The organism is Pseudomonas paraversuta (genome assembly GCF_904063065.1).
In the GTDB taxonomy this organism is placed as follows: domain Bacteria; phylum Pseudomonadota; class Gammaproteobacteria; order Pseudomonadales; family Pseudomonadaceae; genus Aquipseudomonas; species Aquipseudomonas paraversuta.
This window is the reverse complement of the sequence record NZ_CAJFCL010000001.1, coordinates 24,432-45,597: the sequence shown is the minus strand read 5'-3', so window position 1 is coordinate 45,597 and position 21,166 is coordinate 24,432. Positions and strand designations below refer to the sequence as shown.

At 58.1% G+C, this 21,166-nt stretch carries 20 protein-coding genes and 1 pseudogene; 8 read left to right on the top strand and 13 right to left on the bottom strand.

Annotation, left to right across the window (positions count from 1 at the left end; translation table 11 throughout):
• Nucleotides 1-8: 8 nt before the first annotated feature.
• Nucleotides 9-407: a MerR family transcriptional regulator gene (locus JQ845_RS00200; protein ID WP_003441419.1), complete on the bottom strand. Its 399-nt coding sequence runs from the start codon at nucleotides 405-407 to the stop codon at nucleotides 9-11.
• Between the two features lie 26 nt (nucleotides 408-433).
• Nucleotides 434-1,399, bottom strand: coding sequence for a LysR family transcriptional regulator (locus tag JQ845_RS00195; RefSeq protein ID WP_127196563.1), 966 nt, complete (start codon nucleotides 1,397-1,399; stop codon nucleotides 434-436).
• A gap of 151 nt (nucleotides 1,400-1,550) precedes the next feature.
• Here JQ845_RS00195 and JQ845_RS00190 point away from each other — a divergent pair, with 151 nt between their 5' ends.
• The gene (locus tag JQ845_RS00190; RefSeq protein WP_203007900.1) at nucleotides 1,551-2,765 is read left to right on the top strand and encodes an acyl-CoA dehydrogenase; all 1,215 of its coding nucleotides are present in this window, start codon (nucleotides 1,551-1,553) and stop codon (nucleotides 2,763-2,765) included.
• Between the two features lie 53 nt (nucleotides 2,766-2,818).
• Here JQ845_RS00190 and JQ845_RS00185 read toward each other — a convergent pair whose 3' ends face one another.
• Complete coding sequence (locus tag JQ845_RS00185) at nucleotides 2,819-4,126, bottom strand: substrate-binding domain-containing protein (RefSeq protein WP_003441422.1); 1,308 nt, start codon at nucleotides 4,124-4,126, stop codon at nucleotides 2,819-2,821.
• 143 nt (nucleotides 4,127-4,269) lie between these two features.
• Nucleotides 4,270-5,082 carry an exodeoxyribonuclease III gene (xthA, locus tag JQ845_RS00180; protein WP_003441423.1) on the bottom strand — a complete coding sequence of 271 codons (813 nt, stop codon included), beginning with the start codon at nucleotides 5,080-5,082 and terminating at the stop codon, nucleotides 4,270-4,272.
• Nucleotides 5,083-5,243: 161 nt separating this feature from the next.
• Here xthA and JQ845_RS00175 point away from each other — a divergent pair, with 161 nt between their 5' ends.
• The 3 genes from JQ845_RS00175 to JQ845_RS00165 all read left to right on the top strand — a co-directional run bounded on the left by JQ845_RS00175 (nucleotide 5,244) and on the right by JQ845_RS00165 (nucleotide 11,356).
• The gene (locus JQ845_RS00175; protein ID WP_003441424.1) at nucleotides 5,244-5,894 is read left to right on the top strand and encodes a GNAT family N-acetyltransferase; all 651 of its coding nucleotides are present in this window, start codon (nucleotides 5,244-5,246) and stop codon (nucleotides 5,892-5,894) included.
• 63 nt (nucleotides 5,895-5,957) lie between these two features.
• Entirely contained in the window at nucleotides 5,958-7,685 is a 1,728-nt protein-coding gene (locus JQ845_RS00170) for an autotransporter assembly complex protein TamA (RefSeq protein ID WP_003441426.1), read from the top strand.
• Complete coding sequence (locus JQ845_RS00165) at nucleotides 7,682-11,356, top strand: translocation/assembly module TamB domain-containing protein (RefSeq protein ID WP_203007897.1); 3,675 nt, start codon at nucleotides 7,682-7,684, stop codon at nucleotides 11,354-11,356. The genes JQ845_RS00170 and JQ845_RS00165 overlap by 4 nt, the downstream gene beginning before the upstream one ends.
• Nucleotides 11,357-11,448: 92 nt before the next feature.
• On the opposite strand, the gene JQ845_RS00160 is transcribed toward JQ845_RS00165, so the two are convergent.
• Entirely contained in the window at nucleotides 11,449-12,444 is a 996-nt protein-coding gene (locus JQ845_RS00160; RefSeq protein WP_202210930.1) for an aldo/keto reductase, read from the bottom strand.
• A 108-nt stretch (nucleotides 12,445-12,552) separates the two neighbouring features.
• On the opposite strand from JQ845_RS00160, the gene JQ845_RS00155 reads away from it, so the two are divergent.
• The gene (locus JQ845_RS00155; RefSeq protein WP_161719528.1) at nucleotides 12,553-13,458 is read left to right on the top strand and encodes a LysR family transcriptional regulator; all 906 of its coding nucleotides are present in this window, start codon (nucleotides 12,553-12,555) and stop codon (nucleotides 13,456-13,458) included.
• Nucleotides 13,459-13,491: 33 nt separating this feature from the next.
• Here the strand turns inward: JQ845_RS00155 and JQ845_RS23110 are convergent, their stop codons facing one another.
• Complete coding sequence (locus tag JQ845_RS23110; RefSeq protein WP_003441457.1) at nucleotides 13,492-13,626, bottom strand: hypothetical protein; 135 nt, start codon at nucleotides 13,624-13,626, stop codon at nucleotides 13,492-13,494.
• A 148-nt stretch (nucleotides 13,627-13,774) separates the two neighbouring features.
• Between JQ845_RS23110 and JQ845_RS00150 the strand changes: the two genes are divergently transcribed.
• Nucleotides 13,775-13,963: a hypothetical protein gene (locus tag JQ845_RS00150; RefSeq protein ID WP_003441459.1), complete on the top strand. Its 189-nt coding sequence runs from the start codon at nucleotides 13,775-13,777 to the stop codon at nucleotides 13,961-13,963.
• On the opposite strand, the gene JQ845_RS00145 is transcribed toward JQ845_RS00150, so the two are convergent.
• Nucleotides 13,960-14,343: a fe2+ zn2+ uptake regulation protein gene (locus JQ845_RS00145; protein WP_127196558.1), complete on the bottom strand. Its 384-nt coding sequence runs from the start codon at nucleotides 14,341-14,343 to the stop codon at nucleotides 13,960-13,962. The genes JQ845_RS00150 and JQ845_RS00145 overlap by 4 nt on opposite strands.
• Before the next feature lie 369 nt (nucleotides 14,344-14,712).
• Complete coding sequence (locus tag JQ845_RS00140) at nucleotides 14,713-15,702, bottom strand: FecR family protein (protein ID WP_161719530.1); 990 nt, start codon at nucleotides 15,700-15,702, stop codon at nucleotides 14,713-14,715.
• 164 nt (nucleotides 15,703-15,866) lie between these two features.
• Between JQ845_RS00140 and JQ845_RS00135 the strand changes: the two genes are divergently transcribed.
• Nucleotides 15,867-16,148, top strand: coding sequence for a PepSY domain-containing protein (locus tag JQ845_RS00135; protein ID WP_003441471.1), 282 nt, complete (start codon nucleotides 15,867-15,869; stop codon nucleotides 16,146-16,148).
• Nucleotides 16,149-16,248: 100 nt separating this feature from the next.
• On the opposite strand, the pseudogene JQ845_RS00130 reads toward JQ845_RS00135, so the two are convergent.
• From JQ845_RS00130 to JQ845_RS00120, 3 genes and pseudogenes are all read right to left on the bottom strand, one after another.
• Nucleotides 16,249-16,449: pseudogene (locus JQ845_RS00130) on the bottom strand (GNAT family N-acetyltransferase); the annotation flags it as partial.
• A gap of 11 nt (nucleotides 16,450-16,460) precedes the next feature.
• Complete coding sequence (locus JQ845_RS00125) at nucleotides 16,461-16,715, bottom strand: DUF2790 domain-containing protein (RefSeq protein ID WP_003441477.1); 255 nt, start codon at nucleotides 16,713-16,715, stop codon at nucleotides 16,461-16,463.
• Nucleotides 16,716-17,000: 285 nt separating this feature from the next.
• Nucleotides 17,001-17,255: a DUF2790 domain-containing protein gene (locus JQ845_RS00120; protein ID WP_003441480.1), complete on the bottom strand. Its 255-nt coding sequence runs from the start codon at nucleotides 17,253-17,255 to the stop codon at nucleotides 17,001-17,003.
• A gap of 296 nt (nucleotides 17,256-17,551) precedes the next feature.
• On the opposite strand from JQ845_RS00120, the gene zapE reads away from it, so the two are divergent.
• Complete coding sequence (gene zapE / locus JQ845_RS00115) at nucleotides 17,552-18,676, top strand: cell division protein ZapE (protein ID WP_203007893.1); 1,125 nt, start codon at nucleotides 17,552-17,554, stop codon at nucleotides 18,674-18,676.
• Between the two features lie 95 nt (nucleotides 18,677-18,771).
• Here zapE and dkgB read toward each other — a convergent pair whose 3' ends face one another.
• Nucleotides 18,772-19,575: a 2,5-didehydrogluconate reductase DkgB gene (gene dkgB, locus JQ845_RS00110; protein WP_161719534.1), complete on the bottom strand. Its 804-nt coding sequence runs from the start codon at nucleotides 19,573-19,575 to the stop codon at nucleotides 18,772-18,774.
• A 171-nt stretch (nucleotides 19,576-19,746) separates the two neighbouring features.
• Complete coding sequence (locus tag JQ845_RS00105) at nucleotides 19,747-21,165, bottom strand: efflux transporter outer membrane subunit (protein ID WP_203007890.1); 1,419 nt, start codon at nucleotides 21,163-21,165, stop codon at nucleotides 19,747-19,749.
• Between the last annotated feature and the right edge of the window lies 1 nt (nucleotide 21,166).

The following is a 21,166-nucleotide window of genomic DNA, read 5'->3' as shown; positions in this document are numbered from 1 at the left end:
CTTGGGCCTCAGGAGGCCGGCAGGTTTTTTATGGTTTGTTCGAGGGCCTGGATGCAACGCTCTTCAGCCGTATCGAGTTCAAGCTGCATCTGTTGAATGTCCAGCAATTGCTGTTCCAGTTGCTCACGGCGCTCGGCGATTTTGCCCAGCATGCTGTTCAATTGTTTTTGATTGCCGCTGCTGGGGTCGTAAAGCTCGATCAGCTCGCGGCATTCGGCCAGTGAAAAGCCGATGCGCTTGCCGCGCAAAATCAATTTCAGGCTGACTTTGTCCCGGGCTGAGTACACCCGTTCCTGGCCGCGTCGCTCGGGGGCGAGCAGGCCCTGTTCTTCGTAAAAGCGGATGGCCCGGGTGGTGATGTCGAGCTCGCGGGCAAGGTCGGAAATACTGTACGTCTGGCTGCTCATGGGCGGGCTCTTGAGAATTCATGCCCTTAAGCTAATGGCTGCTTGACGTTTACGTCAAGCAAGCTGGCGGCCCCGGCTTCATTTTCGCGGATGACTTGTTCCCGGCACACTTCAATCAGTTGCTCACGCATCCAGCGATTGGCCGGGTCTTGCTCGGTACTTTCATGCCAGTACAGATGGGTTTCGACGTTGGGCAGTTCGTTGAGGGGCAATTTGACAAAGTGCAGAGCATGACGCCGGGCAAAACGCTCGGGTACGGTCATTACCATGTCGGTTTGTTGCAACACATTGGAGGCCATCAGGTAGTGCTGCGAGCGCAGGGTGATCTTGCGCTGCAGGCCCATTTTGCCCAGTGCCAGGTCGACTTCCCCCAGGCCGTTGCGGCGGGTCGAGATATGGATATGGGTCAGTGCCAGATATTCATCCAGGCTGATCACGGGCTTGCTGGCTAATGGATGGCCCTGGCGCATGGCACAGACATAGCGGTCTTCCATTAATTTGACGTGACGTACCTGCGGGTCGGTGTTGAGCGGCGCATCCACGGCAAAATCCAGGCGCCCGGCAGCCAGGTCACTGGTGGTTTCACGTCGATGGGAAAGAAAACTTTCGATCACTACTGCCGGTGCCTGACGCCGCAAGCGCTGAAACAGCGGGGGCAAAATCACCGCCTCGGTCAGGTCGGTCATGCTGATCCGGAATGTTTTACTGGCTTGTAGCGGATTGAAAATACGACTTTCCTGGACGGACACACGTAACAGGGCCAGGGCACTGCGCACCGGGCTGATGATGTTCTGGGCCATGGGGGTCGGCACCATGCCCTGGGCCGTGCGCACGAACAGCGGGTCGTTAAAACTCTCGCGCAGACGTGCAAGGGCATTGGATACCGCCGGCTGGGTGATACCGATGATTTGCCCGGCGCGAGTCAGATTGGCTTCGGTGTAGATAGCGTCGAAGACGATAAACAGATTGAGATCGACCTTGTTCAGATTCATGGCCCGGGGCTCTTGTTCAGTTGTTGACTGCGGCGAATCATATATTGCTTATGAATGGTAATACACGCGGTAAATAGGCGGGGTAAATGGTAGGTGGCTGTTCTAGCATCGGGCATCACATTTCGTTATTCCCGGTAAAAGGTAGCCACCCATGGATTTCGCTTATTCCCCGAAAGTTCAGGCCCTGCGCGAGCGCGTGACAGCGTTTATGGACGCTCATGTGTATCCGGCGGAAGCGATTTTCGACCGGCAAGTGGCTGAAGGTGATCGCTGGCAGCCAACTGCTGTGATGGAAGAGTTGAAACGCAAGGCCAGGGCTGAAGGGCTGTGGAACCTGTTTTTGCCTGAATCGGACCTGGGCGCCGGGCTGACGAATCTGGAGTACGCACCGCTGGCTGAAATCATGGGCCGTTCGATGCTCGGTCCGGAGCCCTTCAACTGCTCGGCGCCGGATACCGGCAACATGGAAGTATTGGTGCGCTACGCCAGTGCGCAGCAAAAGCAGCAATGGCTTGAACCGCTGCTGCGTGGCGAGATCCGTTCGGCGTTTGCCATGACCGAGCCCGATGTTGCTTCGTCCGATGCCACCAATATGGAGGCCCGTGCTGTAAGGGACGGCGATGAGTGGTTGATCAATGGCCGCAAATGGTGGACCTCGGGAGCCTGTGACCCGCGTTGCAAAATCTTGATTTTCATGGGGCTGAGCAATCCCGGGAACCCGCGCCATCAACAACATTCGATGATCCTGGTGCCCGTCGACACGCCGGGGGTGAAAATCGTACGGCCATTGCCGGTGTTCGGCTACGACGATGCACCCCACGGTCATGCCGAAGTGTTGTTCGATAATGTAAGGGTGCCGTACGAAAACGTCTTGCTGGGCGAAGGACGCGGTTTTGAGATTGCCCAAGGCCGCCTTGGCCCGGGGCGTATTCACCACTGCATGCGCTCAATTGGTATGGCCGAGCGGGCACTGGAGCTGATGTGCAAGCGCTCGCTGGCGCGCACGGCCTTTGGCAAACCGCTGGCGCGGCTGGGGGGCAATATCGACAAGATTGCCGACTCGCGCATGGAGATTGATATGGCCCGGCTGCTGACTCTGAAGGCGGCCTACATGATGGACGTGGCGGGCAATAAAGTTGCGAAAAGCGAGATAGCGCAGATCAAGGTCATTGCCCCCAACGTCGCACTGAAGGTGATTGACCGGGCCATTCAGCTCCATGGTGGCGCCGGGGTTTCGGCAGACTTCCCGCTGGCCTACATGTACGCGATGCAACGCACCCTGCGTCTGGCCGACGGGCCGGATGAAGTACACCGGGCTGCGGTGGGCAAGTTTGAACTGGACAAGTACGCTGCCCTGCAGCCCTGAGGCTTGTCTATTGCGGGAGCTGGTATGCCATCGCTGGCAAGCCAGCTGCCGGTTCAATAAACCCACACTTCAACCCGGCGATTCTTCAGGCGGCCTTCATCTTCGGTGTTGGCCGCCACTGGCATCTGCGCGCCGTAACCCCGGATCTCGCGCAGCACTACAGCGCTTTTAACCAGCTCGCGGCGTACCGCCATGGCTCTGAGTTTGGACAGCAGTTGCGCGCGTTCGGGGTCGTCTTTGGCATCGCCAAAACCCACCAGTGTCACCTGCCGGTCCAACTTGCCATTGGCCTTTAAATAGTCGACCACCCGCAGCAAGTCCTGACGTGCCTTGTTGTCCAGTGATGCACTGCCTTCCTCAAAACGGAAATTGACTGACAAACGCTGCGCCTGTGTGGTCAACGTCTGGTAGTCCCGGGGCATATGCGCGCCGGGAAGCACGCTGCTGGCCTGGACCCTTTGGGCGACAAAACCGTTTTGCGCAACGATGGCCTGGCCCTGGGCACTTTGGGTGAAGCTAATCAGTGCTCGGGCCCAGGGGTTGCTGCTGGTCGGTGGCAGGTAAAAGAACAGGCGTCGCGACAGCGGGTAATCTTCGCTGGCAATCAAACTGTTGAGCGGCAGCATCGGTTGGGACGACCCGTCCACGATGGCCAGGGTTTTGGCGCCACGGATGTAAGGCAGACCGATAAAACCTATGCCTTGGGGATCATGGCTGACGACATCTGACAGCTGCTCGCTGGACTCGAAGCGCTGCGCCGTCTTGCTTAACGGATGTTCGGTACGGCTCAGCACCAACTCTTTAAAGGTCTCCCAAGTGCCGGACTGGTTATCTCGGGCATATAAATGAATCGGGCCCGGGATACCGCCCAGAGCGTCCCATGTACTGATCTGACCGCTGAATATCTGTGCCAGTTGCTCGGTATTCAATTGAGAAATCGGGTTGCCCGGGTGAAGGATAATGGCCAGTCCGTCGATGGCGATGACTTGCTCGGCGTCGGGGCTTTTCAGGTCGCCAAGGGCTTCGAGTTCCACCAGTTCCCGATCCTTGATCGGGCGCGAGGAGGCCACCAAATCCGCTTGCCCTGCCTTTAATGCAGTGAAACCGGTGCCGGAGCCGTGGGCTGCTACATCCACCCGGACCTGTTGCCCCAGCGCATTGGTGCCGACAATGCTGTGCTCGTTGGGAGGGGATGCAGGGACGTTGTGGACGTCGTGCAGACCTTGTTGTATCAGCATGGCCGTCACCAGTGCCGGTCCGAGATTGGCACCAATGGTGTTTGAACCCTGAATTCGCAAATCGGCGGCATGGGCCGGACTGGCTATCGCCCATAACAGGCATAGCAACATTAAGCGCAGCATCGACGGGCACCTTCCCCAGGGAAATGCCAGCAATTTAAGTCAGATGTGTTTCAGCCCGATGACACAGGTCCAGGGCCCGCTCCCGCAGGTTCTGTAATTTTCATCACATAACCCTGCAGGGGCGAGCTTGCTGCTGCACCCGTTCAGCTCAATTCCAGCCAGATCGGCGCATGGTCCGAAGGCTTTTCCATGGCGCGCAGGTCGTAGTCGACACCTGCAGCCTTGATCCGGGGCACCAGCCCCCGGGAGGCCAGGATGACGTCGATGCGCAGGCCGCGCTTGGGCTCGTCTTCGAAACCACGGCTGCGATAGTCGAACCAGCTGAAGCGATCAGTCACATCCGGGTACAGGTAGCGAAAGCTGTCCACCAGCCCCCAGCCCTTGAGGCGTTCCATCCACTCGCGCTCTTCGGGCAAAAAGCTGCACTTGCCGGTTTTCAGCCAGCGCTTGGCGTTGTCCGGGCCGATGCCGATGTCACAGTCTTGCGGGGAAATATTGATGTCGCCCATCACGATCAATGGCTGCTCGTTGCTGAACTGGCTCTCGAGCAGTTGTTGCAGGTCGCTGTAAAAGCGTTGCTTGGCAGGGAATTTGGTCGGGTGATCGCGGTTTTCTCCCTGTGGGAAATAACCATTCATGATGGTTACCGGCTGGCCGTTCTCGTCAGCGAACGTGCCCCAGATAAAGCGCCGCTGGGCATCTTCTTCATCGCCGGCGAAGCCTTTGTGCAATTCAAGCGGTGCCTGGCGCGAGAGCAGGGCGACCCCGTAATGGCCTTTCTGCCCATGAAAGTGCACGTGATAGCCCAGTGCTTCGATATCGGCCAGGGGGAACTGATCGTCATGGACTTTTGTTTCTTGCAGGCCGATCACGTCGGGTTGGTGTTTTTCAATCAGCGCTGCCAGCTGATGCGGCCGGGCGCGCAGACCGTTGATGTTGAAAGAAACGATTTTCATGGGCGGGCAGTCCTGAGCAAAACTGCGATGTTAGCGGCCTGCGTGCAGTGCGGCAAATGCGCTGCTAACGTAGGAAGCACGTGGCCACGATTGAACTGTTGTGGTCCTCGGGGGCTCGTACTCACTAGAAGTGCCGCCATCCGCCAGGGAGATTGATCGTCATGACGCAAACGTCGAACGCCGCCAGCCAGATTCAAATGCTCGACAGCGGCTATTCCAGGGAAGCGCGTTCTCTGCTTTATCAGGCATACAGGCATGAACCGACGTTTCGCTACTTGTTTGAGGCGCAGCGCCGGGGCTATGAGCAACGGGTTCGGGCCACGGTTCGCGAGTTGGTAAAGCAGCATTTCCTGCAGGATCTGCCCGCGCTGGGATTGCTGGTCAATGACCGGCTGGTGGGCATTGCCCTGATTGCCCCGCCACAACGGCGGCTGGGCATTACGGAAAGCTGGGCGTGGCAGTTGCGCATGTTGCTGAGCACGGGGTTGCGCTGCACGCGGCGCTATCTTGACTATCATCAGGCGGTCCTGGCCTGCGTGCCCGGCGACGCGGTACACATGTTGCCACTGCTGGGCATCCATCCTGAACTTCAAGGCTTGCACTATGGCGAACAGTTGCTTGAGGCCGTGCACAACTGGTGTGCCGAGGACGAGCATTCCGAAGGCGTGGTGCTCGATACGGGCAACCCGCATTATCAGGATTTCTACAAACGTCAGGGGTATGTGGAGATCGGTGAAGTGGCGATCGGCCCGGTGGTTGAGCGCGTGTTTTTTCACGCCAATCCGCAGGTGTTACATACAGACATGGCTTAAAACCGAACTTCTGCGCGTTGGTGCGCTCTATGCGCACTCCTGCCCGTGATAGCATCCGCGCCTATGAAGTTTCCAGGAAGATTTACCAGTGGTCTTGTCCTGCTGATCAGCAGCTTCGCGGCATTTGCCCAAAGCGAGTTGGTGGTCAAGGTCAAGCCGGCAAACAATGCCCTCAAGGCCAATGTGGAAGGCTATATCGGCAGCCTCGGCGATCGCGACGAGGCGGCTTTGTTGCGCTTCAAGCGTGGCGCCCAGGAGCAAGCCCTGAAAGCCTCCCAGGCCCTGGGTTACTACCAACCCACCATTGATGTCGAGGTCAAACCCGGTGATCCGCCGCGTCTGGAGTTGAGTATCGATCCCGGTGAGCCGGTGCATCTGCGCAACGTCAACGTGCGTGTCGAAGGCCCGGCTGCCTCGCTCAAGGCCTTTCAAATCCCCGCCAGTGATGATCTCAAACCCGGCGCGGTGCTCAATCAGGGCAACTACGAACAAGCCAAACGGATGATTCTGAACCGTGCCCTACGCTACGGTTTTTTCAACGGTAAATTCATCAAGCACGAACTGCTGGTCGATCCTAAAGGTGGGTTTGCCGATATCAATCTGGTCTACGAAAGCGGGCCGCGCTATGTGCTCGGCAAAGTCAGCTTTGCCGGTGATGCGCCCTTTGATCAAACCCTGCTGCAACGCATGGTGCCCTTTAAACCCGACACCCCTTATGACTCGGAGCTGATCGCCGAGCTCAACCAAAACCTGCAAAGCAGCGGCTATTTTGAGATTGTGCGCGTAGATGCCGCACCGAGTACCGCTGTGGGGCAGGTGATTCCGGTCGACGTGGATCTGCAAACGCGCAAACCGCGCACCATGACCCTGGGTCTTGGTTATTCGACCGACACCGGCCCCCGGGGCAAAGCCAGCTGGACCCGGCACTGGGACAACCCGCGGGGCGACAGCTATGGCTTTGAGTCCGAGATTTCCCAGCCCAAGCAAAACGTCGGCGCCTGGTATGACATTCCGCTGGACCCGCCCCTGACGGACAAGCTGCGCCTGGCTGCGGGCTATCAGTACGAAGAAATTGCCAATACCGATACCTTGAGCAAGCTGCTGACGGTGGGGCCCGAGTGGCACAGCAAGCTGGATAACGGCTGGACGCGGATTGTTTCGCTCAAGTGGCAGCGCGAAGAATACCGTCTGGGCGATGACTCGGGTCTGAGTACCCTACTGATGCCGGGGGTGAGTTATTCGGTCCTGCGCAGTGATAACCGCATCGACCCGAGCCACGGTTACAGCATCAACACCGATGTGCAGGTGGCCAAAGAAGGCCTGATGTCGGATACCAACCTGCTGCACGGCGATATCAAGTTCAAGGCCCTGACCACCCTGTGGGACAAGCACCGCTTTTTGGGCCGTGTCCAGTTCGGTGGCAGCGCCACCAACGGCTACAAGTCGATTCCGCCGTCCTTGCGGTTCTTTGCCGGTGGCGATCAAAGCGTGCGTGGCTATGACTACCAGAGCCTGTCGCCAAAAAACTCGGACGGTGATCGCATCGGCGGGCGCTACATGCTGGCAGGGAGCCTCGAATATCAGTATCAGTTCGCTGAAAAATGGCGCTGGGCGGCCTTTGTCGATCAGGGCAATGCGTTCAACACCCTGGACTTCCCGAGCTTGAAAACCGGTGTTGGTGTCGGTATTCGCTGGATTTCGCCGGTAGGCCCTATACGTCTCGATCTGGCCCATGCGCTGGATGACGATGGCGGGGTTCGTTTGCACTTTTCGATGGGGCCTGAGCTGTGATTCGTGGTTTGAAAATAGTTGGCCTTGTGCTGTTGGCGTTGGTGCTGCTGGTGGTTGTCGGGCTGGGGGTGGTTCTTGGCACCCAGGCGGGCAGCCGCTGGGTGTTGGGGCAAGTGCCCGGTTTGCAGGTGGAAAACTTTGCCGGGCGCCTGGGCGGCCAGTGGAGTGCCGATTACTTATTGTGGGAACAAGGCAGCAGCCGTGTCGAAGTCAATCGGCCGATTTTTGCCTGGTCGCCGGGCTGCCTGACCCGCATGACGCTGTGTATCGACCAGTTGCAGGCCGACCGGGTCAGCCTGCAATTTCCGCCGGGTGACGACAGCAGCAGCGGCCCGGTCAGCTTGCCTGATCTCAAATTGCCGCTGGCGATCGAAGTCGGGGACGTGAAAGTCGGCAATGTACTGTTCAACGGTATCGAGCAGCTCAAGGGCATGCAGATGGCGGCGCAATGGACCGCCAAGGGACTGCGGATCGACTCGGTGCATGTCGAACGTGAAGACCTGAATGTAGAGATGTCCGGGCTGTTGCAGCCCAATGGCGACTGGCCGCTTGCCCTGCAAGGCAACATCAGCCTGCCTGCGCCGGATGGCAAACTATTGGCACTGGCGCTGAAGGTCGATGGCAATGTGCGCACCACGCTGAACCTGACAGCGGATACTAGCGGTTATCTCAATTCTCATATCGCGGGCGAGCTTCAACCCTTGGCCGACAACCTGCCGGCGCAGTTGAAGATCACATCGGAGCAGTTCAACCCCGGCTTCGACCTGCCGGACACCTTGCAAGTCGAACAGCTGGTGCTCAGCGCCAAAGGTGATTTGAAGGACGGTTACGAGCTGAACGGCAGCGCCACCTTGCCGGCTGAAAATACGCCGGTAAATCTGCTGCTCAAAGGGCGAGTGGATGCCAGGGGCGCACAGATCGCGGCACTGCAATTGACCTCCGGCCCCCAGCAACACTTGAAGCTCTCGGGGCAGGTGGACTGGCATCAGGGATTGAGCGCCGAGGCCAAGATCGACTGGCTGGAATTCCCCTGGCATAACCTTTACCCGGTCATCGCCAAACCTGATGTGGATCTTCGTACCTTTAGCGGCGAAGTCTCCTACCGCGACGGCAATTACCTGGGCAACTTCAAGGCCGACCTCGACGGGCCTGCAGGCAAGTTCAGCCTCAGCAGCCCGTTCAGTGGCGATCTGGGCAAAATCTTCCTGCCGGAGCTCAAGCTGGTTGCCGGGCAGGGCAAAGCCGAGGGCCACGTGAATGTTCAGTTTGCCGACGGGGTTGCCTGGGACACCGCGCTGGACTTGAGCGCCATCAACCCCGCTTACTGGGTTGCCGAATTGCCTGGCACGCTGGCGGGGCCCTTGCGTAGCGCCGGCGAGTTCAAGAACGAGCGCCTCAAGCTGGATGCCAATCTTGACCTCAAAGGCCGTCTGCGTGGCTTGCCCGCCATGCTTCAGGCCAAAGCCGCGGGTGAAGGCGAGGCCTGGACCGTCAGTGCGCTGGACATTCGTCTGGGGGATAACCGGATTAACGGCACCGCCAGTTTGCAGCAACAGATCAAGGCACAACTGGACCTCAATTTGCCGCGCCTGGGTCAGCTATGGCCTGAACTGCGCGGGCAACTTAAAGGGCAGGTCGACGTTGCCGGTACGCTCAAGGCGCCGCAAGGCAAGGTTGTGTTGAATGGCCAGCAATTGGCTTTTGCTGACAACCACCTGCAAAACCTGACCCTGAACGCCAGCCTCGATGGCAATCAGCGAGGCCGGATCGACCTCAAGGGCAGCGGAATTCAGGCCGGTGATACTCAGTTCGGTGTACTGACCGCTAACGGCAGCGGCGATATCAAGCGTCAACAGCTGAAACTGGCTTTGCAAGGGCCAACTCTGCAGCTGGGTATGGCACTGGACGGTGGCCTGGACAAAGACAACTGGCGTGGACGACTGGTCAGTGGTGACATCAAGGCTGGGGGCCAGGATTGGCAGCTGCAAAAACCGGCGCGTCTCGAGCGTCTGGCCGATGGCCGGGTCAACCTGGGGGCGCAATGCTGGATCTCCGGTCCTGCCAGCCTGTGCAGTGAAGATCAGCGTCTGGTGCCGGACCCGCAACTGCGGTTGCACCTCAAGCAGTTCCCCCTCGACAGTCTGGCGCAGTGGTTGCCCAAGGATTTCCAGTGGCAGGGTCAGCTCAACGCAGACCTGTTGCTGGACTTGCCTGCCAGCGGGCCGAAGGGCCAGGTTGTGGTGGATGCCAGCGGTGGCACTTTGCGTATCAAAGATAAGGGCCAGTGGCTGAACTTCCCGTATCAGACGTTCAAATTGACCAGCAACCTGACCCCTGACCGGGTCGACACGCGGTTCGATTTTGACGGTGGCAAGCTGGGGCAATTGATGCTCAGCGCACGGATCAATCCATTGCCGAAAAACAAGCCGATTACCGGTGAGTTCCGCCTGAGCGGGCTGGATGTTTCGGTCGTTCGTCCCTTTGTACCCATGGTTGAAAAGCTCACGGGGCAGTTGAATGGCTCGGGCACGATCGCGGGCAGTTTGCTGGCGCCGCACATCAACGGCAATGTGGCCCTGACCGGTGGTGAGGTGTCGGGCCCGCAACTGCCGACCAACTTCGAGAACCTGCAACTGACGGCCAATATCAACGGCGAAACCGCGCAGCTCAATGGTGGCTGGACCAGCGGCAAGCAGGGGCAGGGCAGCATCAGCGGCGATGTGGCCTGGGGCAAGGCCACGGCGGTCAATGTCTTGGTCAAGGGCAATCATCTTCCGGTCACGGTTGAGCCATACGCCAAGCTAGAGGTTGCGCCGGACCTGAAAATTTCGCTTAACGCCAATAACACTCTGATGATTGCGGGCACGGTAAACGTACCCAAAGGTGAAATCGTGGTTCGCGAATTGCCGCCTTCGACGGTCAAGATTTCGGATGACACTGTGATTGTCGGGCAACAGGTGTCGGATGAGGCGCCCCCCATGGTGGTCGACATGGACATCAACGTGGTGGTTGGGCAAGAGCTGCTGACGTTTTCGGGCTTTGGCCTGAATGCCGATCTGGCGGGCCAGGTGCATATTGGCAACAACATGGACACCCGGGGTGAGTTGCGTCTGAACAATGGTCGCTACCGTGCTTATGGCCAGAGGCTGACCATTCGCCGGGCGCGTCTGCTGTTTGCAGGCCCTATCGATCAGCCGTATCTGGACATTGAAGCGGTTCGCCAGACTGACGACGTCATCGCCGGGATTCGCTTGACGGGCAGCGCGGAGCAGCCCACCACGCAAATCTTCTCGGAGCCGGCCATGAGTCAGGAGCAGGCCTTGTCGTACCTGGTTCTGGGGCGTCCGCTGACAGGTACTGGCGAAGATGACAACTTGCTCGCTCAGGCAGCTTTGGGCTTAGGGCTGATGGGCAGTTCGGGAATTACCACGGATCTGGCCAATCATTTGGGGATCAAGGATTTTGAGCTCGATACCGAAGGCAGTGGCAATGACACCGCAGTGGTGGCCAGTGGCAAGATCAACGAACGATTGAGTGTGCGCTACGGGGTTGGCGTATTTGAACCCGCCAGCACCATTGCCTTGCGCTACAAGCTCAGCAAACGGGTGTATGTGGAGGTTGCCAGCGGCGTCGCCAGTTCGCTGGATATCTTCTACAAACGGGATTTCTGAGGCTCTGGCTTGTTTGTGGGAGCTGGCAAGCCAGCTCCTGCAGCGTTTTCAAGGGGCGCCAGGTGCGGGTTATGTCCTGAGGAGTCGAGGACTCAGCGATTGAGCTGCTTCATCGACTCTTCTGCATACCGCTGTCCCGCCACGGCGCTGGCCGGGAAGATCGCTTCAAGTGCCGCCAGTTCGCTGGGGCTCAGTTTGACTTCCAGTGCGGCGACGTTCTGTTCCAGGTATTTACGCTGTTTGGTACCCGGAATCGGGATCAGGTAATCACCCTGGGCCAGTACCCAGGCCAGGGCCAATTGCCCGGCAGTCACGCCCTTGGCTGCGGCCAGGGCTTGCACTTGCTCGACCAGCAGCAGGTTTTTGGCAAAGTTGTCTCCCTGGAAACGCGGGCTGAGACGACGGTAATCGTCGGCAGCAAAGTCGTCCGGGGACTTCAGGGCTCCGGTCAAAAATCCCCGGCCCAACGGGCTGTAGGGCACAAATGCAATGCCCAGACGCTGGCATGCCGCCAGGCAACCGTTGTCCTCGGGGTCACGGCTCCACAGTGAATACTCACTCTGCAGGGCACTGATCGGATGCACTTTGTGGGCGCGCTCCAGGGTCGCGACCGAGGCTTCACTCAGGCCCAGATAGCGGACCTTGCCGGCCTTTACCAGATCAGCCATGGCACCGACGGTTTCCTCAATCGCAACACTCGGGTCCATGCGGTGCTGGTAGTAAAGATCCAGGGTTTCGACGCCCAGACGCTTGAGGCTGCCTTCAATGGACTGGCGTATGTACTCGGGGCGTCCATTCACGCCTCGGGCCGCAGGGTTGGCCGGGTCTCGCACAATCCCGAATTTGCTGGCCAGAAAAACCTGATCGCGTTTGCCGCGAATTGCCTGGCCGATCAGTTCTTCATTGGTGTGCGGGCCGTACATGTCGGCGCTGTCGAGCAGGTTGATCCCCAGTTCCAGTGCGCGGTGCAAGGTGGCCACGGCTTCGCGGGTGTCGCTGCCGGTGGTGTAGAAATCGGTCATGCCCATGCAGCCCAGGCCAATAGCGCTGACCTGCGGCCCGTCTTTACCAAGTTGGCGAGTGTGCATGCGGGGTGCTCCTGAGTAGTGGAGGGACTATTGTTAACCCCGACACTGGCAAGATAAACCGGGTAAAAGCATTATGACTGTTCGTAAAATCTAAACAGTGGAAAGACCATGGACCGATTCAACGCCATGCTGGTCTTCACCCGGATCGTCGAGCTGGGTGGCTTTGCCAAGGCCGCAGACAGCCTGCAAATGCCCCGCGCCTCGGTCACGGTGCTGATCAAGCAACTGGAAACGCATTTGGGGGTGCAGTTGTTACATCGCACCACCCGTCAGGTCAGTCCCACCCTGGATGGCGCCGCCTACTACCAGCGCTGCGTCAGTTTGCTGGCCGATCTGGAAGAAGCCGAAGGGCTATTCAACAGCAGCCAGCCAAAAGGCAAGTTGCGGGTCGATATGCCAGCGGCCGTGGGGCGTCTGGTGGTGTTCCCGGCGTTGCCTGAGTTCACCCGCAGCTACCCGTTGATCGAGCTGGAAATCGGCCTCAGCGATCGTCCGGTAGACCTGATTCGTGAGGGTGTGGATTGCGTGATCCGCGGCGGGCTGACGATGGATGACTCGCTGGTGGCGCGCCCGCTGGTGATGATGGATCAGGTAACCTGCGCCAGCCCCGACTATCTGCAAGCCCGCGGTGTTCCGCAAACCCTCGAGGATTTGAGCGGGCACCAGATGGTGGAGTATTTCTCCAGTGTGTCGGGCAAGCGCTACGGGCTGGAGTTTCAGGACGGTGAGCAGGTGCGCATGATCGACCTGCCCAGGAAAATTTCAGTTAACAGTGCAGAAGGGTATCTGGCAGCGTGCACGGCGGGATACGGTCTGGTTCAGGCGCCGCATTATCACGTGGCTCAACTGGTGCGCGAAGGGCGTTTGCAAGAGGTGCTGAGCGACTGTTTACCGCCGCGTCTGGCGTTGACGGCGTTGTACCCGTCACATCGCCAGCTGTCTTCGAGGGTACGGGTGTTTGTCGACTGGCTGGTGGATTTGTGTGCGCGGCCCGGTAGCGGCTTTCGACACTGACCCGAGCCTGCGGGGCAGGCTCGGGGTCAAGCATTAGCGGTGGTAATAACCAGGGCCGCCATCGTAGTAACGGTGATCGTGATGCCATCCGTGACCTGGGAAAAACACACAACCGCTCATGGCCAGGATGAGCAACAGCGGAACCAGCCGGGTGATTCGACGCAACATGGGTAAATCCTCAAGGTTATCGCCAGGGAGCTAAAAAGCGTCCCCGGCTGTAAGATGAGACCACGGTTGTTTCAAATCATCTCCGCAAACCCGGCATATTTGTTAAATTTCCGGCTTACATTTTTAGCCTTACTTTCAGGAACAGGTAATGACCTCTTCACAGCGCTTGAAATACTCGATTCTGATTTCACTGGTGGTTCTGGGGATCATGTTCGGCCTTTCGTACATGCAGAACGCCGGCATGATTTCCGAGAAAATGTTCCAGTACATTGCCATCGGCGTGGCAGTGGTGGTGGTAGTGATCAACGGCGTGATGCGCCGCAAGACCAAGATCTAAGCCTCGATTTTGCCAGTCAATACGGCTTCAGCCTGTGGATGCAGGCTGTAGCTTTTGTCCTGGTTCAGTACCACCACACCCTCGCTGCACAGACGCTTGAGCACCTCTCGTACACTCAGAAACGACAGTGGAATATCCAGTGCCAGCAAGTGACTGTGCATGCCGCGCACCCCCAGCCGGCGATCACTTCCGGCTGTTGTCAGCAACGCATCGATGACCTTGAGCCGTACCAGGCTGGTACGCAGCCCGAAGCATTTAAGTAAGTGGCGGATCCGTTCATTGCCTTGCAACGGCGCAAGCGCTTCCAGCAACTCGGGGTCAGGCTGGAATGTGGATTCGCGATGCTGTTGGCCGTCCGTTGGCATTTGCTGGTCTCGCATGCAAAAAACTCCTTTTCAGAGCCTGATCAGGAAAATAAAAAATGCTCTCGGTTAATTAGACGAATGAGCGGTGTAAATCATGAACAGCGGAATGTAGAAAATTTGTCGTGAAATCGCCGCATTCACCCAAGGGCCCTTTACGGGCGGGTGTTTTAACCGATTATTAATTTTTTTTAATGTGCTTCGTTTTCTGTACTGGCACCTGCCGGACTGCAAAGTTCAACAGACAGCCCTGCCGAGGGACGCCCTTGAATGTGAGTTTGCAGGGGGCAGGGTGGATCCGGTTACCGGGTGTGAATACGGGGCGCGCTGACGCCGGTCTTGCAGGCGCGGGCTTGCCAGGGATGGGGGTATTTGATTGCCCCGGGGTTAGCCGCGGGGCAAAGAGCTGATCAGCGGTTTGCCGTCCTGGCCCAGGCTCAGGTACACCGGCAACACCTTGGGCAGGGAATTCACCAACTGATTGATGTCCCGGGTATTGAAGACGCCACCAATGCGCAGTTTTCCGGCGGCGTTGTCGGCCAGCACCAGAGGTGTGCCGAGATAGCGATTGATCAGGGGCAAGGCGTCGGCCAGCGGCAGGTTGTCCAGCACCAGCTTGCCGTCGCGCCATGCAAGCTCCGGTGCGTTGGTGTAAGTCTGGCTGATCTGCGGGGCGTAGTCGCCGGCTTTATAGCGTGCCTGCATCCCCGGTTCGATGCGCAAGCCGTCACTCTTCAGATTCTTGTTGCTGGTCACCAGCACCGAGCCCTCCACCAGTGTCACCCGCACCTGGTCTTCATACATCCACACATTGAACTGGGTGCCGGTGACCCGGATCCGTCCTTCGGCCGCCTGCACCACGAAGGGGTGCGAGGCATCGTGGCTTACCTTGAAAAAGGCTTCACCATTTTTCAGGGAAACCCGGCGCTGGTCCTTGTAGTTGCTGAAGGTCAGTTGCGTACCAAGATTAAGTTCTGCCTGGCTGCCATCGGCCAGGGTCACGGTTTTTACGCTATTACCTGCTTCAAGGCGCTGATAGGAGCTGGGCACCCAGCCCAGTTGCCAGCCGCCATAAGCGGCCAGTGGAACCGCGATCAGGGGGATTGCGGCAGCAATGCTCAGGCGTTGCCAGGTACTGCGACGTTGTTTTTCAGGGCCCGCAGTGATTTGCGCCGGGCGGGGCAAGTGCTCGCTGATATCCCAGATATCGAGCATGGCTTCGTACTCGATGGCGTGGAGAGGGTCTGCGTGCAGCCACACAGCGAATGCTTCACGCTCCTGGTTTGTGCAATCGGGCTCGTGCAAACGCATGCACCACTGAGCAGCAGCTTCGGTGATGGCATCGTATTGGGCTGGTGCGTGGCGCGTATCGCTCATTGGTTCTCCTTGAGGCCGAGCATTCTAACCCTGTGCCGGAGTTAACGAGAACCTGAGCCAGATCAAAAGCATGCCATTTAGCTCCATGGGCTGTTTTATATCTGCTACGGTTGTTCCAGTCACATTGAGTACCAGACGCAACATCAATTAATGGAGTTAAGACAATGTTGAAGAAAACCTTTGCTGCTGCGATCACTGCCGCTGTCCTGTTGAGCTCCGGCGCTGCGATGGCTGCTACTCCGGGTCCGAACTGGGCCTTCTCCGAAGAAGCAGTTCAAGTGCTTCAGGGCAAAAATGGTTACACCGTGATCAAGAAAATCGAGCTGCAAGACCCGGCTGCAGGCATCTGGAAAGCTGAAGGCCTGAAGAAAATTGACGGCGTGGAAGTCGAGGTCGAAACCACTTTTGACCATAGCGGCAAAGTGATTTCCGAGAAAAAAGACTGATTCTGACGTCTTTCACGAACCGCTGGCCAAGCGCTTCGAGCCCGACCCTGCCAATGCAGGGTCGGGCTTTATTTGAGGTGCGGTTTTGCCGTGCCAGCCATTACTCCCGGGTTATCTCCCGCAAGTCGCAGGCAAACTTGCCACTGACAAAGTCGCATTCTTCGCTGCTCACCAGACCCATGCCGCTACGTTGCGACATTCGCCTCGATCCCAGGTCATGCGCGGCCTCGCTCATCAAATTCTGACCCTGCCAGGGCGATGACAACCAGAACCCCCGATTGTTATCGACCTCGTCCTGCAGTCGCGCCTGTATTAACCGTTACTGCAGCCGTTACCCATTGCGCGGTACTCGAGAATATGACGCTGACCCTGATGGTCTTCGTAGGTCATTTGCGCCGGAACGACTTCGCAGACGTCATCCAGAGGCGACACACTGATAACTTTCGCAATATCGAGGTTGGTGGCATAGGTGTAATGTTCTACAGCCGGTTGTTGCGCGACTTGAAGTTCATCAGCGCCCGCCAGTGTTGAAAAACCAATCAGTGCAAGAACAATCAAACTTTTCATTGTTGAGACCTTAAAACAATCACGTATCACTGACTTCAATTGCCGTGTCGGCGGGAGAAGTTATTACGCCGTCAGACGTGCGACGTAATACGAAGTACCGTGCCCTGTTTCAATGTTGTGCTGAGGGATGAACATAGAATACGCGTCTGCCGTATTGATTAAAGTCAAACCTTTGCCATGCAGTCTTTCCGGATCAGTAATAATCGGGTGTTTTGCCCGCCCAATAAAAAGCCCCCTCGAAAGAGGGGGCCCGGGGGTTGCGTCCGTGGGTGCAACTGTCTGTGTCTAGCGGTTGCTGCAACCGTCGCCCATCACCTGGTATTCAAGGGTGTGACGCTGACCATGGGAGTCTTCATAGATCATTTGCGCCGGAACAACCTCGCATACATCGGGGATGCTGGACAGACTGATCACTTTCGCAATGTCCAGTTTCGACCCGTAGCTGTAGTGCTCGACCGACGAGGGTGGCTGCGTTGTACTTCCACTTGCAACGGCCAGGCTGGCAAAGCCGGCAAGGAATAACGCAATTAAAGTTTTCATGGGAGTGGCCTCTAAAGTTATCAAACTGACTCACTTCATTTGCCATGCAGGCGGAAAGAAGTTACGGCGCGAGTTAAAGAATCGATAAGCGTCGTACGAAGTGTCCTGTTGTTTCAATTACAGTTCATTACACCCATTAAATGATACGCCGATCCATCAAAGTAAAAAGGCCTGATGGCAAAATGCTCTGTTACCGCTCGGGTAACAATGTGGTGGTGCCCTGGACAATTTCAAGTGCCGAAAGACATGGCCTTGCTGGCATACTGGCGGATCTGATTCCGGAGCCCGTCATCGCAATGAATGTTGAGTCCCCCCTCAGTGCCTGGCAACAGGCCGTCGAGCAGCAAGGTTTTGTCCATGATCCGGCCCAATGGCAGGCGGTACAGGTGCTGCAACGTTGCCACGAGGCTCTGCAGCAAGGCTCCCGGGAGGTCAGGGGCGTGTATCTGTGGGGGCCGGTGGGCAGGGGGAAAACCTGGTTGATGGATCAGTTTTACCAGAGCCTGCAAGTCCCGGCGCGGCGCCAGCATTTCCATCACTTTATGCAATGGGTGCATCAGCGGCTGTTTCAACTGACCGGTACCACCGACCCGCTTAACGTTCTGGCCAAGGAGTTGGGCAAAGAGCTCAAGGTTCTGTGTTTTGACGAGCTGTTCGTCAATGACATCGGTGACGCCATAATTCTCGGGCGTTTGTTTCAGGTGATGTTTGATGAGGGGGTGGTACTGGTCTGTACCTCCAATCAACCGCCGGAGCAGCTGTATAGCCAGGGGCACAACAAAGAACGCTTTGCCCCTGCGATTAGCGCAATTTTCAAGCATATGGACATCGTCTCGGTCGACGGCACCGAGGATCATCGCTTGCATCCCGGCATTGCCAAACAACGCTATTGGGTGACCGGTCCGGGGCAGCCGAGTGTCATGCCGCCAGTGTTTGCAGAACTGACCCGGGGGCAGGCTGCCTCTGACCTGCCGATTAGCGTCGGACATCGCTCTGTGCGGGTGGTGCAAGCCAGCGACACTGTGCTGTGGTGCAACTTTCATGAGCTGTGCGAGCAGCCGTTGGCCGCCGGTGAGTTCATGGATATCTGTGACCGCTTCAAAGTGATACTGCTCAGTGATGTGCCTTGCCTGAGTGCCGAGCAACGGGAGGGCAAGATTGCCCGGGGGACCGAAGATGGCCCGGTAAAGGTCGAGGCAGGAGATCGCGAATTGCCGCAGCTGTCCAGATTCGACGACAGCGTACGACGTTTCATCGCACTGGTAGACGAGTGCTACGACCGCAAAGTACCGGTGTGCATTGAGGCGCAAGTGCCAATGAATCAGCTGTACACCCAAGGTTATCTGGAGTTTGCCTTTCGCCGCACCCTGAGCCGGCTGCAGGAGATGCAGCTACAGAGGTTCGGGACGAATCAGAAATAACGACTGCAGGGGCGAGCTTGCCTCGCGATGGTTTCAGCCGGATCACCTGCGGGGATCATGAAGCAAGCTCGTTCCTGCCTGTCACAGTGCAGCGGTCAATCCCACTTCGGCGCAACGCTTTGCGGGTTGGTCAGGCGATGGCCGCGATCCAGCGCTGCAATCTGCGCCATGTCTTCTTCGCTCAGGGTCAGGGTGCGGGCCTTGAAATTGCTCTCAAGATTGGCAGGCTTGGTGGATGACGGAATCACCGAGTAGCCCAGTTGCATGGCCCACGCCAGGGTCACCTGGGCGCTGGTCGCCCCATGGCGATCGGCAATGGCCTTGATCACCGGATCTTTCAGCACCTCGCCGTAGGCCAGGGTCATGTAAGACGTGATATGGATGCCTTTGCTCTGTGCGAACTCAACCAGTTTGCGGTTCTGCAAATACGGATGCAGTTCGATCTGGTTGGTGGCGATGTTTTCGGCACCGACGGCGGCAATGGCGTCTTTCAGCAGGTCGATAGTGAAGTTGGAAACCCCGATTTCTTTGGTCAGGCCCAGTTTTTTGGCTTCAAGCAGCGCGCCCATGAACTCTGCGACCGGGACTTCATTGTTCGGCGAAGGCCAGTGAATCAGGGTCAGGTCCAGGTGGTCGGTGCGCAGCTTTTTCAAACTGTCCTTGAGGCTGGCAATCAGTTTGTCGTGGGCGAAGTTGCTGACCCATATCTTGCTGGTAATGAACAGTTGATCGCGGGGTACGCCGCTCTCGGCGATGGCCTGGCCGACCTCGGCTTCGTTCTCATAGATCTGGGCGGTGTCGATGGCCCGATAGCCCAACTCAAGAGCATTTTTGACTGAATCAATCACCACTTGGCCTTTAAGGCGGAAAGTGCCGACGCCGAATGCTGGAACTGTCATGGATAACTCCTTGGGGGTCGTAAGAATCAGGCTGAGTATCCTCGCCTTTCCCAGCCGGAAAAACCGCAAGTCGGGCAAAGCACATTTAACCGCAGGGCATGAATCACTGATTGCCCCCGTCATTCAGAGTTCCATCCAGTGGCTTACCGTAACTCTTGCAGGAGCGAGCTCCTACAGGGGAGGTACATCAGGAGGAGACTGAACCTGCCAGCCGCCGCCCAATGCCTTGTACAGCGCGATGCTGGCCTGTAACCGGGCCACGCGCAATTGAACGTTCCGGTCTTGTGCCTGATACAGCGTGCGCTGGGTCTCCAGGACCGTCAGCAACATCTCGACCCCGGCTTTATAGCGTTGTTCGGCAATATCGAATGCCTGCTGCGCCTGTTTCAGTTCTTCGTCTTGCCATTGCCGTTGTCGGTCCAGGCCGCTGGCGCTGTTGAGGGCTTTTTCGACGTCGGCGAAGGCGTTGATGATGCTCCCCCTATAGATTTGCAGCAGCTCTTGCTGGTGCGCCGTGGCTTTGTCGCGCTCGGCGCTGAGGCGGCCGTTATTGAAGATCGGGGCTGCCAGCCCGGCGGCGAGGCTGTAGAGCGGACTGCGCAGGAGCTCGCTGAAACGGTCTGAGCCCGATCCCAGGCTCGCGCTGAGGGTCAGGCCGGGCAGCATGGCTGCACGGGCCACTGTGATGTCGGCCGCTGCTGCGGCGAGCCTGGCTTCGGCACTGGCGATGTCGGGGCGCCGGGTCAGCAGTGCGCTGGGCAAGCCGCTGCCAATCGATGGCCATTGCAACTGGCCGAACGCAGTGTTGCCCAGAACAAGGCTTTGCACCGGTTGCCCAAGCAGCACGGCCAGGGTAATTCGCGCCTCTTGGGCCTGTTGCTCAACCAGTGGCAATTGCCGTTGCTGGCCGGCCACCAGGCTCTTTTGCTGGGCCAGTTCCACGGCCGTGGCCGAGCCGGCGTCATAGCGGGTTTGCACGACCTGCATGACGTTCTGCGCATTGGCCAGGTTGAGCCTGGCAATGCGCAGTTGTTCGTTGAAGGCCAGGGTTTGCACATAACTGTTGGCCACGCTGCTGAGCAAGGTCAGCTCGACCGTGGCCTGATCAAACTCACTGGCCTTGAGTGCCTGCACGGCGCTGTCCCGTGCTGCGGATTTGCCGCCCCAAAAGTCCACTTCATAACTGGCGCTCAGCTTGGCATCAAAATAGTCCACGGCCTGCTTGTCATCGTTGCCATCAAGCTGTTTATAGCCCTTGCCGTGCAAGAGCTTCTGGCGATTGGCGCTGGCGCCGAATGACACTTCGGGCAGTAGCGGGGCCCCCGCGATCACGGCACTGGCCCGGGCCTGCTGCACGCGTGCGACGGCGGCTGCAAGGTCGTAGCTGCCAGCCCGGGCCTGGGCAATCAGACGGTCCAGTTCGGGGCTGGAAAAATGCGTCCACCACTGCTGATTGCCCGCTGGACTGCTCAGCGTATGGGCGCCTTGCCAGTTGGCAGGGGGGATCGGCGCAGGCTCGTTGTGGAGGCGGGTCTGGTTGCACGCACTCAGCAGCAGGCATGCGGTCAGCAGGCTCAAGGGCAGCTTCATC

Excerpts from the sequence above, each read along its gene's own strand:
- JQ845_RS00200 (WP_003441419.1), bottom strand. The coding sequence starts at position 407 with ATGAGCAGCCAGACGTACAGTATTTCCGACCTTGCCCGCGAGCTCGAC.
- JQ845_RS00105 (WP_203007890.1), bottom strand. The coding sequence starts at position 21,165 with ATGAAGCTGCCCTTGAGCCTGCTGACCGCATGCCTGCTGCTGAGTGCG.
- dkgB (WP_161719534.1), bottom strand. The coding sequence starts at position 19,575 with ATGACAGTTCCAGCATTCGGCGTCGGCACTTTCCGCCTTAAAGGCCAA.
- zapE (WP_203007893.1), top strand. The coding sequence starts at position 17,552 with ATGAATGTTGAGTCCCCCCTCAGTGCCTGGCAACAGGCCGTCGAGCAG.
- JQ845_RS00195 (WP_127196563.1), bottom strand. The coding sequence starts at position 1,399 with ATGAATCTGAACAAGGTCGATCTCAATCTGTTTATCGTCTTCGACGCT.
- JQ845_RS00140 (WP_161719530.1), bottom strand. The coding sequence starts at position 15,702 with ATGAGCGATACGCGCCACGCACCAGCCCAATACGATGCCATCACCGAA.
- JQ845_RS00155 (WP_161719528.1), top strand. The coding sequence starts at position 12,553 with ATGGACCGATTCAACGCCATGCTGGTCTTCACCCGGATCGTCGAGCTG.
- JQ845_RS00150 (WP_003441459.1), top strand. The coding sequence starts at position 13,775 with ATGACCTCTTCACAGCGCTTGAAATACTCGATTCTGATTTCACTGGTG.
- JQ845_RS00170 (WP_003441426.1), top strand. The coding sequence starts at position 5,958 with ATGAAGTTTCCAGGAAGATTTACCAGTGGTCTTGTCCTGCTGATCAGC.
- JQ845_RS23110 (WP_003441457.1), bottom strand. The coding sequence starts at position 13,626 with ATGTTGCGTCGAATCACCCGGCTGGTTCCGCTGTTGCTCATCCTGGCC.
- JQ845_RS00175 (WP_003441424.1), top strand. The coding sequence starts at position 5,244 with ATGACGCAAACGTCGAACGCCGCCAGCCAGATTCAAATGCTCGACAGC.
- JQ845_RS00185 (WP_003441422.1), bottom strand. The coding sequence starts at position 4,126 with ATGCTGCGCTTAATGTTGCTATGCCTGTTATGGGCGATAGCCAGTCCG.
- JQ845_RS00120 (WP_003441480.1), bottom strand. The coding sequence starts at position 17,255 with ATGAAAACTTTAATTGCGTTATTCCTTGCCGGCTTTGCCAGCCTGGCC.
- JQ845_RS00160 (WP_202210930.1), bottom strand. The coding sequence starts at position 12,444 with ATGCACACTCGCCAACTTGGTAAAGACGGGCCGCAGGTCAGCGCTATT.
- JQ845_RS00190 (WP_203007900.1), top strand. The coding sequence starts at position 1,551 with ATGGATTTCGCTTATTCCCCGAAAGTTCAGGCCCTGCGCGAGCGCGTG.
- JQ845_RS00145 (WP_127196558.1), bottom strand. The coding sequence starts at position 14,343 with ATGCGAGACCAGCAAATGCCAACGGACGGCCAACAGCATCGCGAATCC.
- xthA (WP_003441423.1), bottom strand. The coding sequence starts at position 5,082 with ATGAAAATCGTTTCTTTCAACATCAACGGTCTGCGCGCCCGGCCGCAT.
- JQ845_RS00135 (WP_003441471.1), top strand. The coding sequence starts at position 15,867 with ATGTTGAAGAAAACCTTTGCTGCTGCGATCACTGCCGCTGTCCTGTTG.
- JQ845_RS00125 (WP_003441477.1), bottom strand. The coding sequence starts at position 16,715 with ATGAAAAGTTTGATTGTTCTTGCACTGATTGGTTTTTCAACACTGGCG.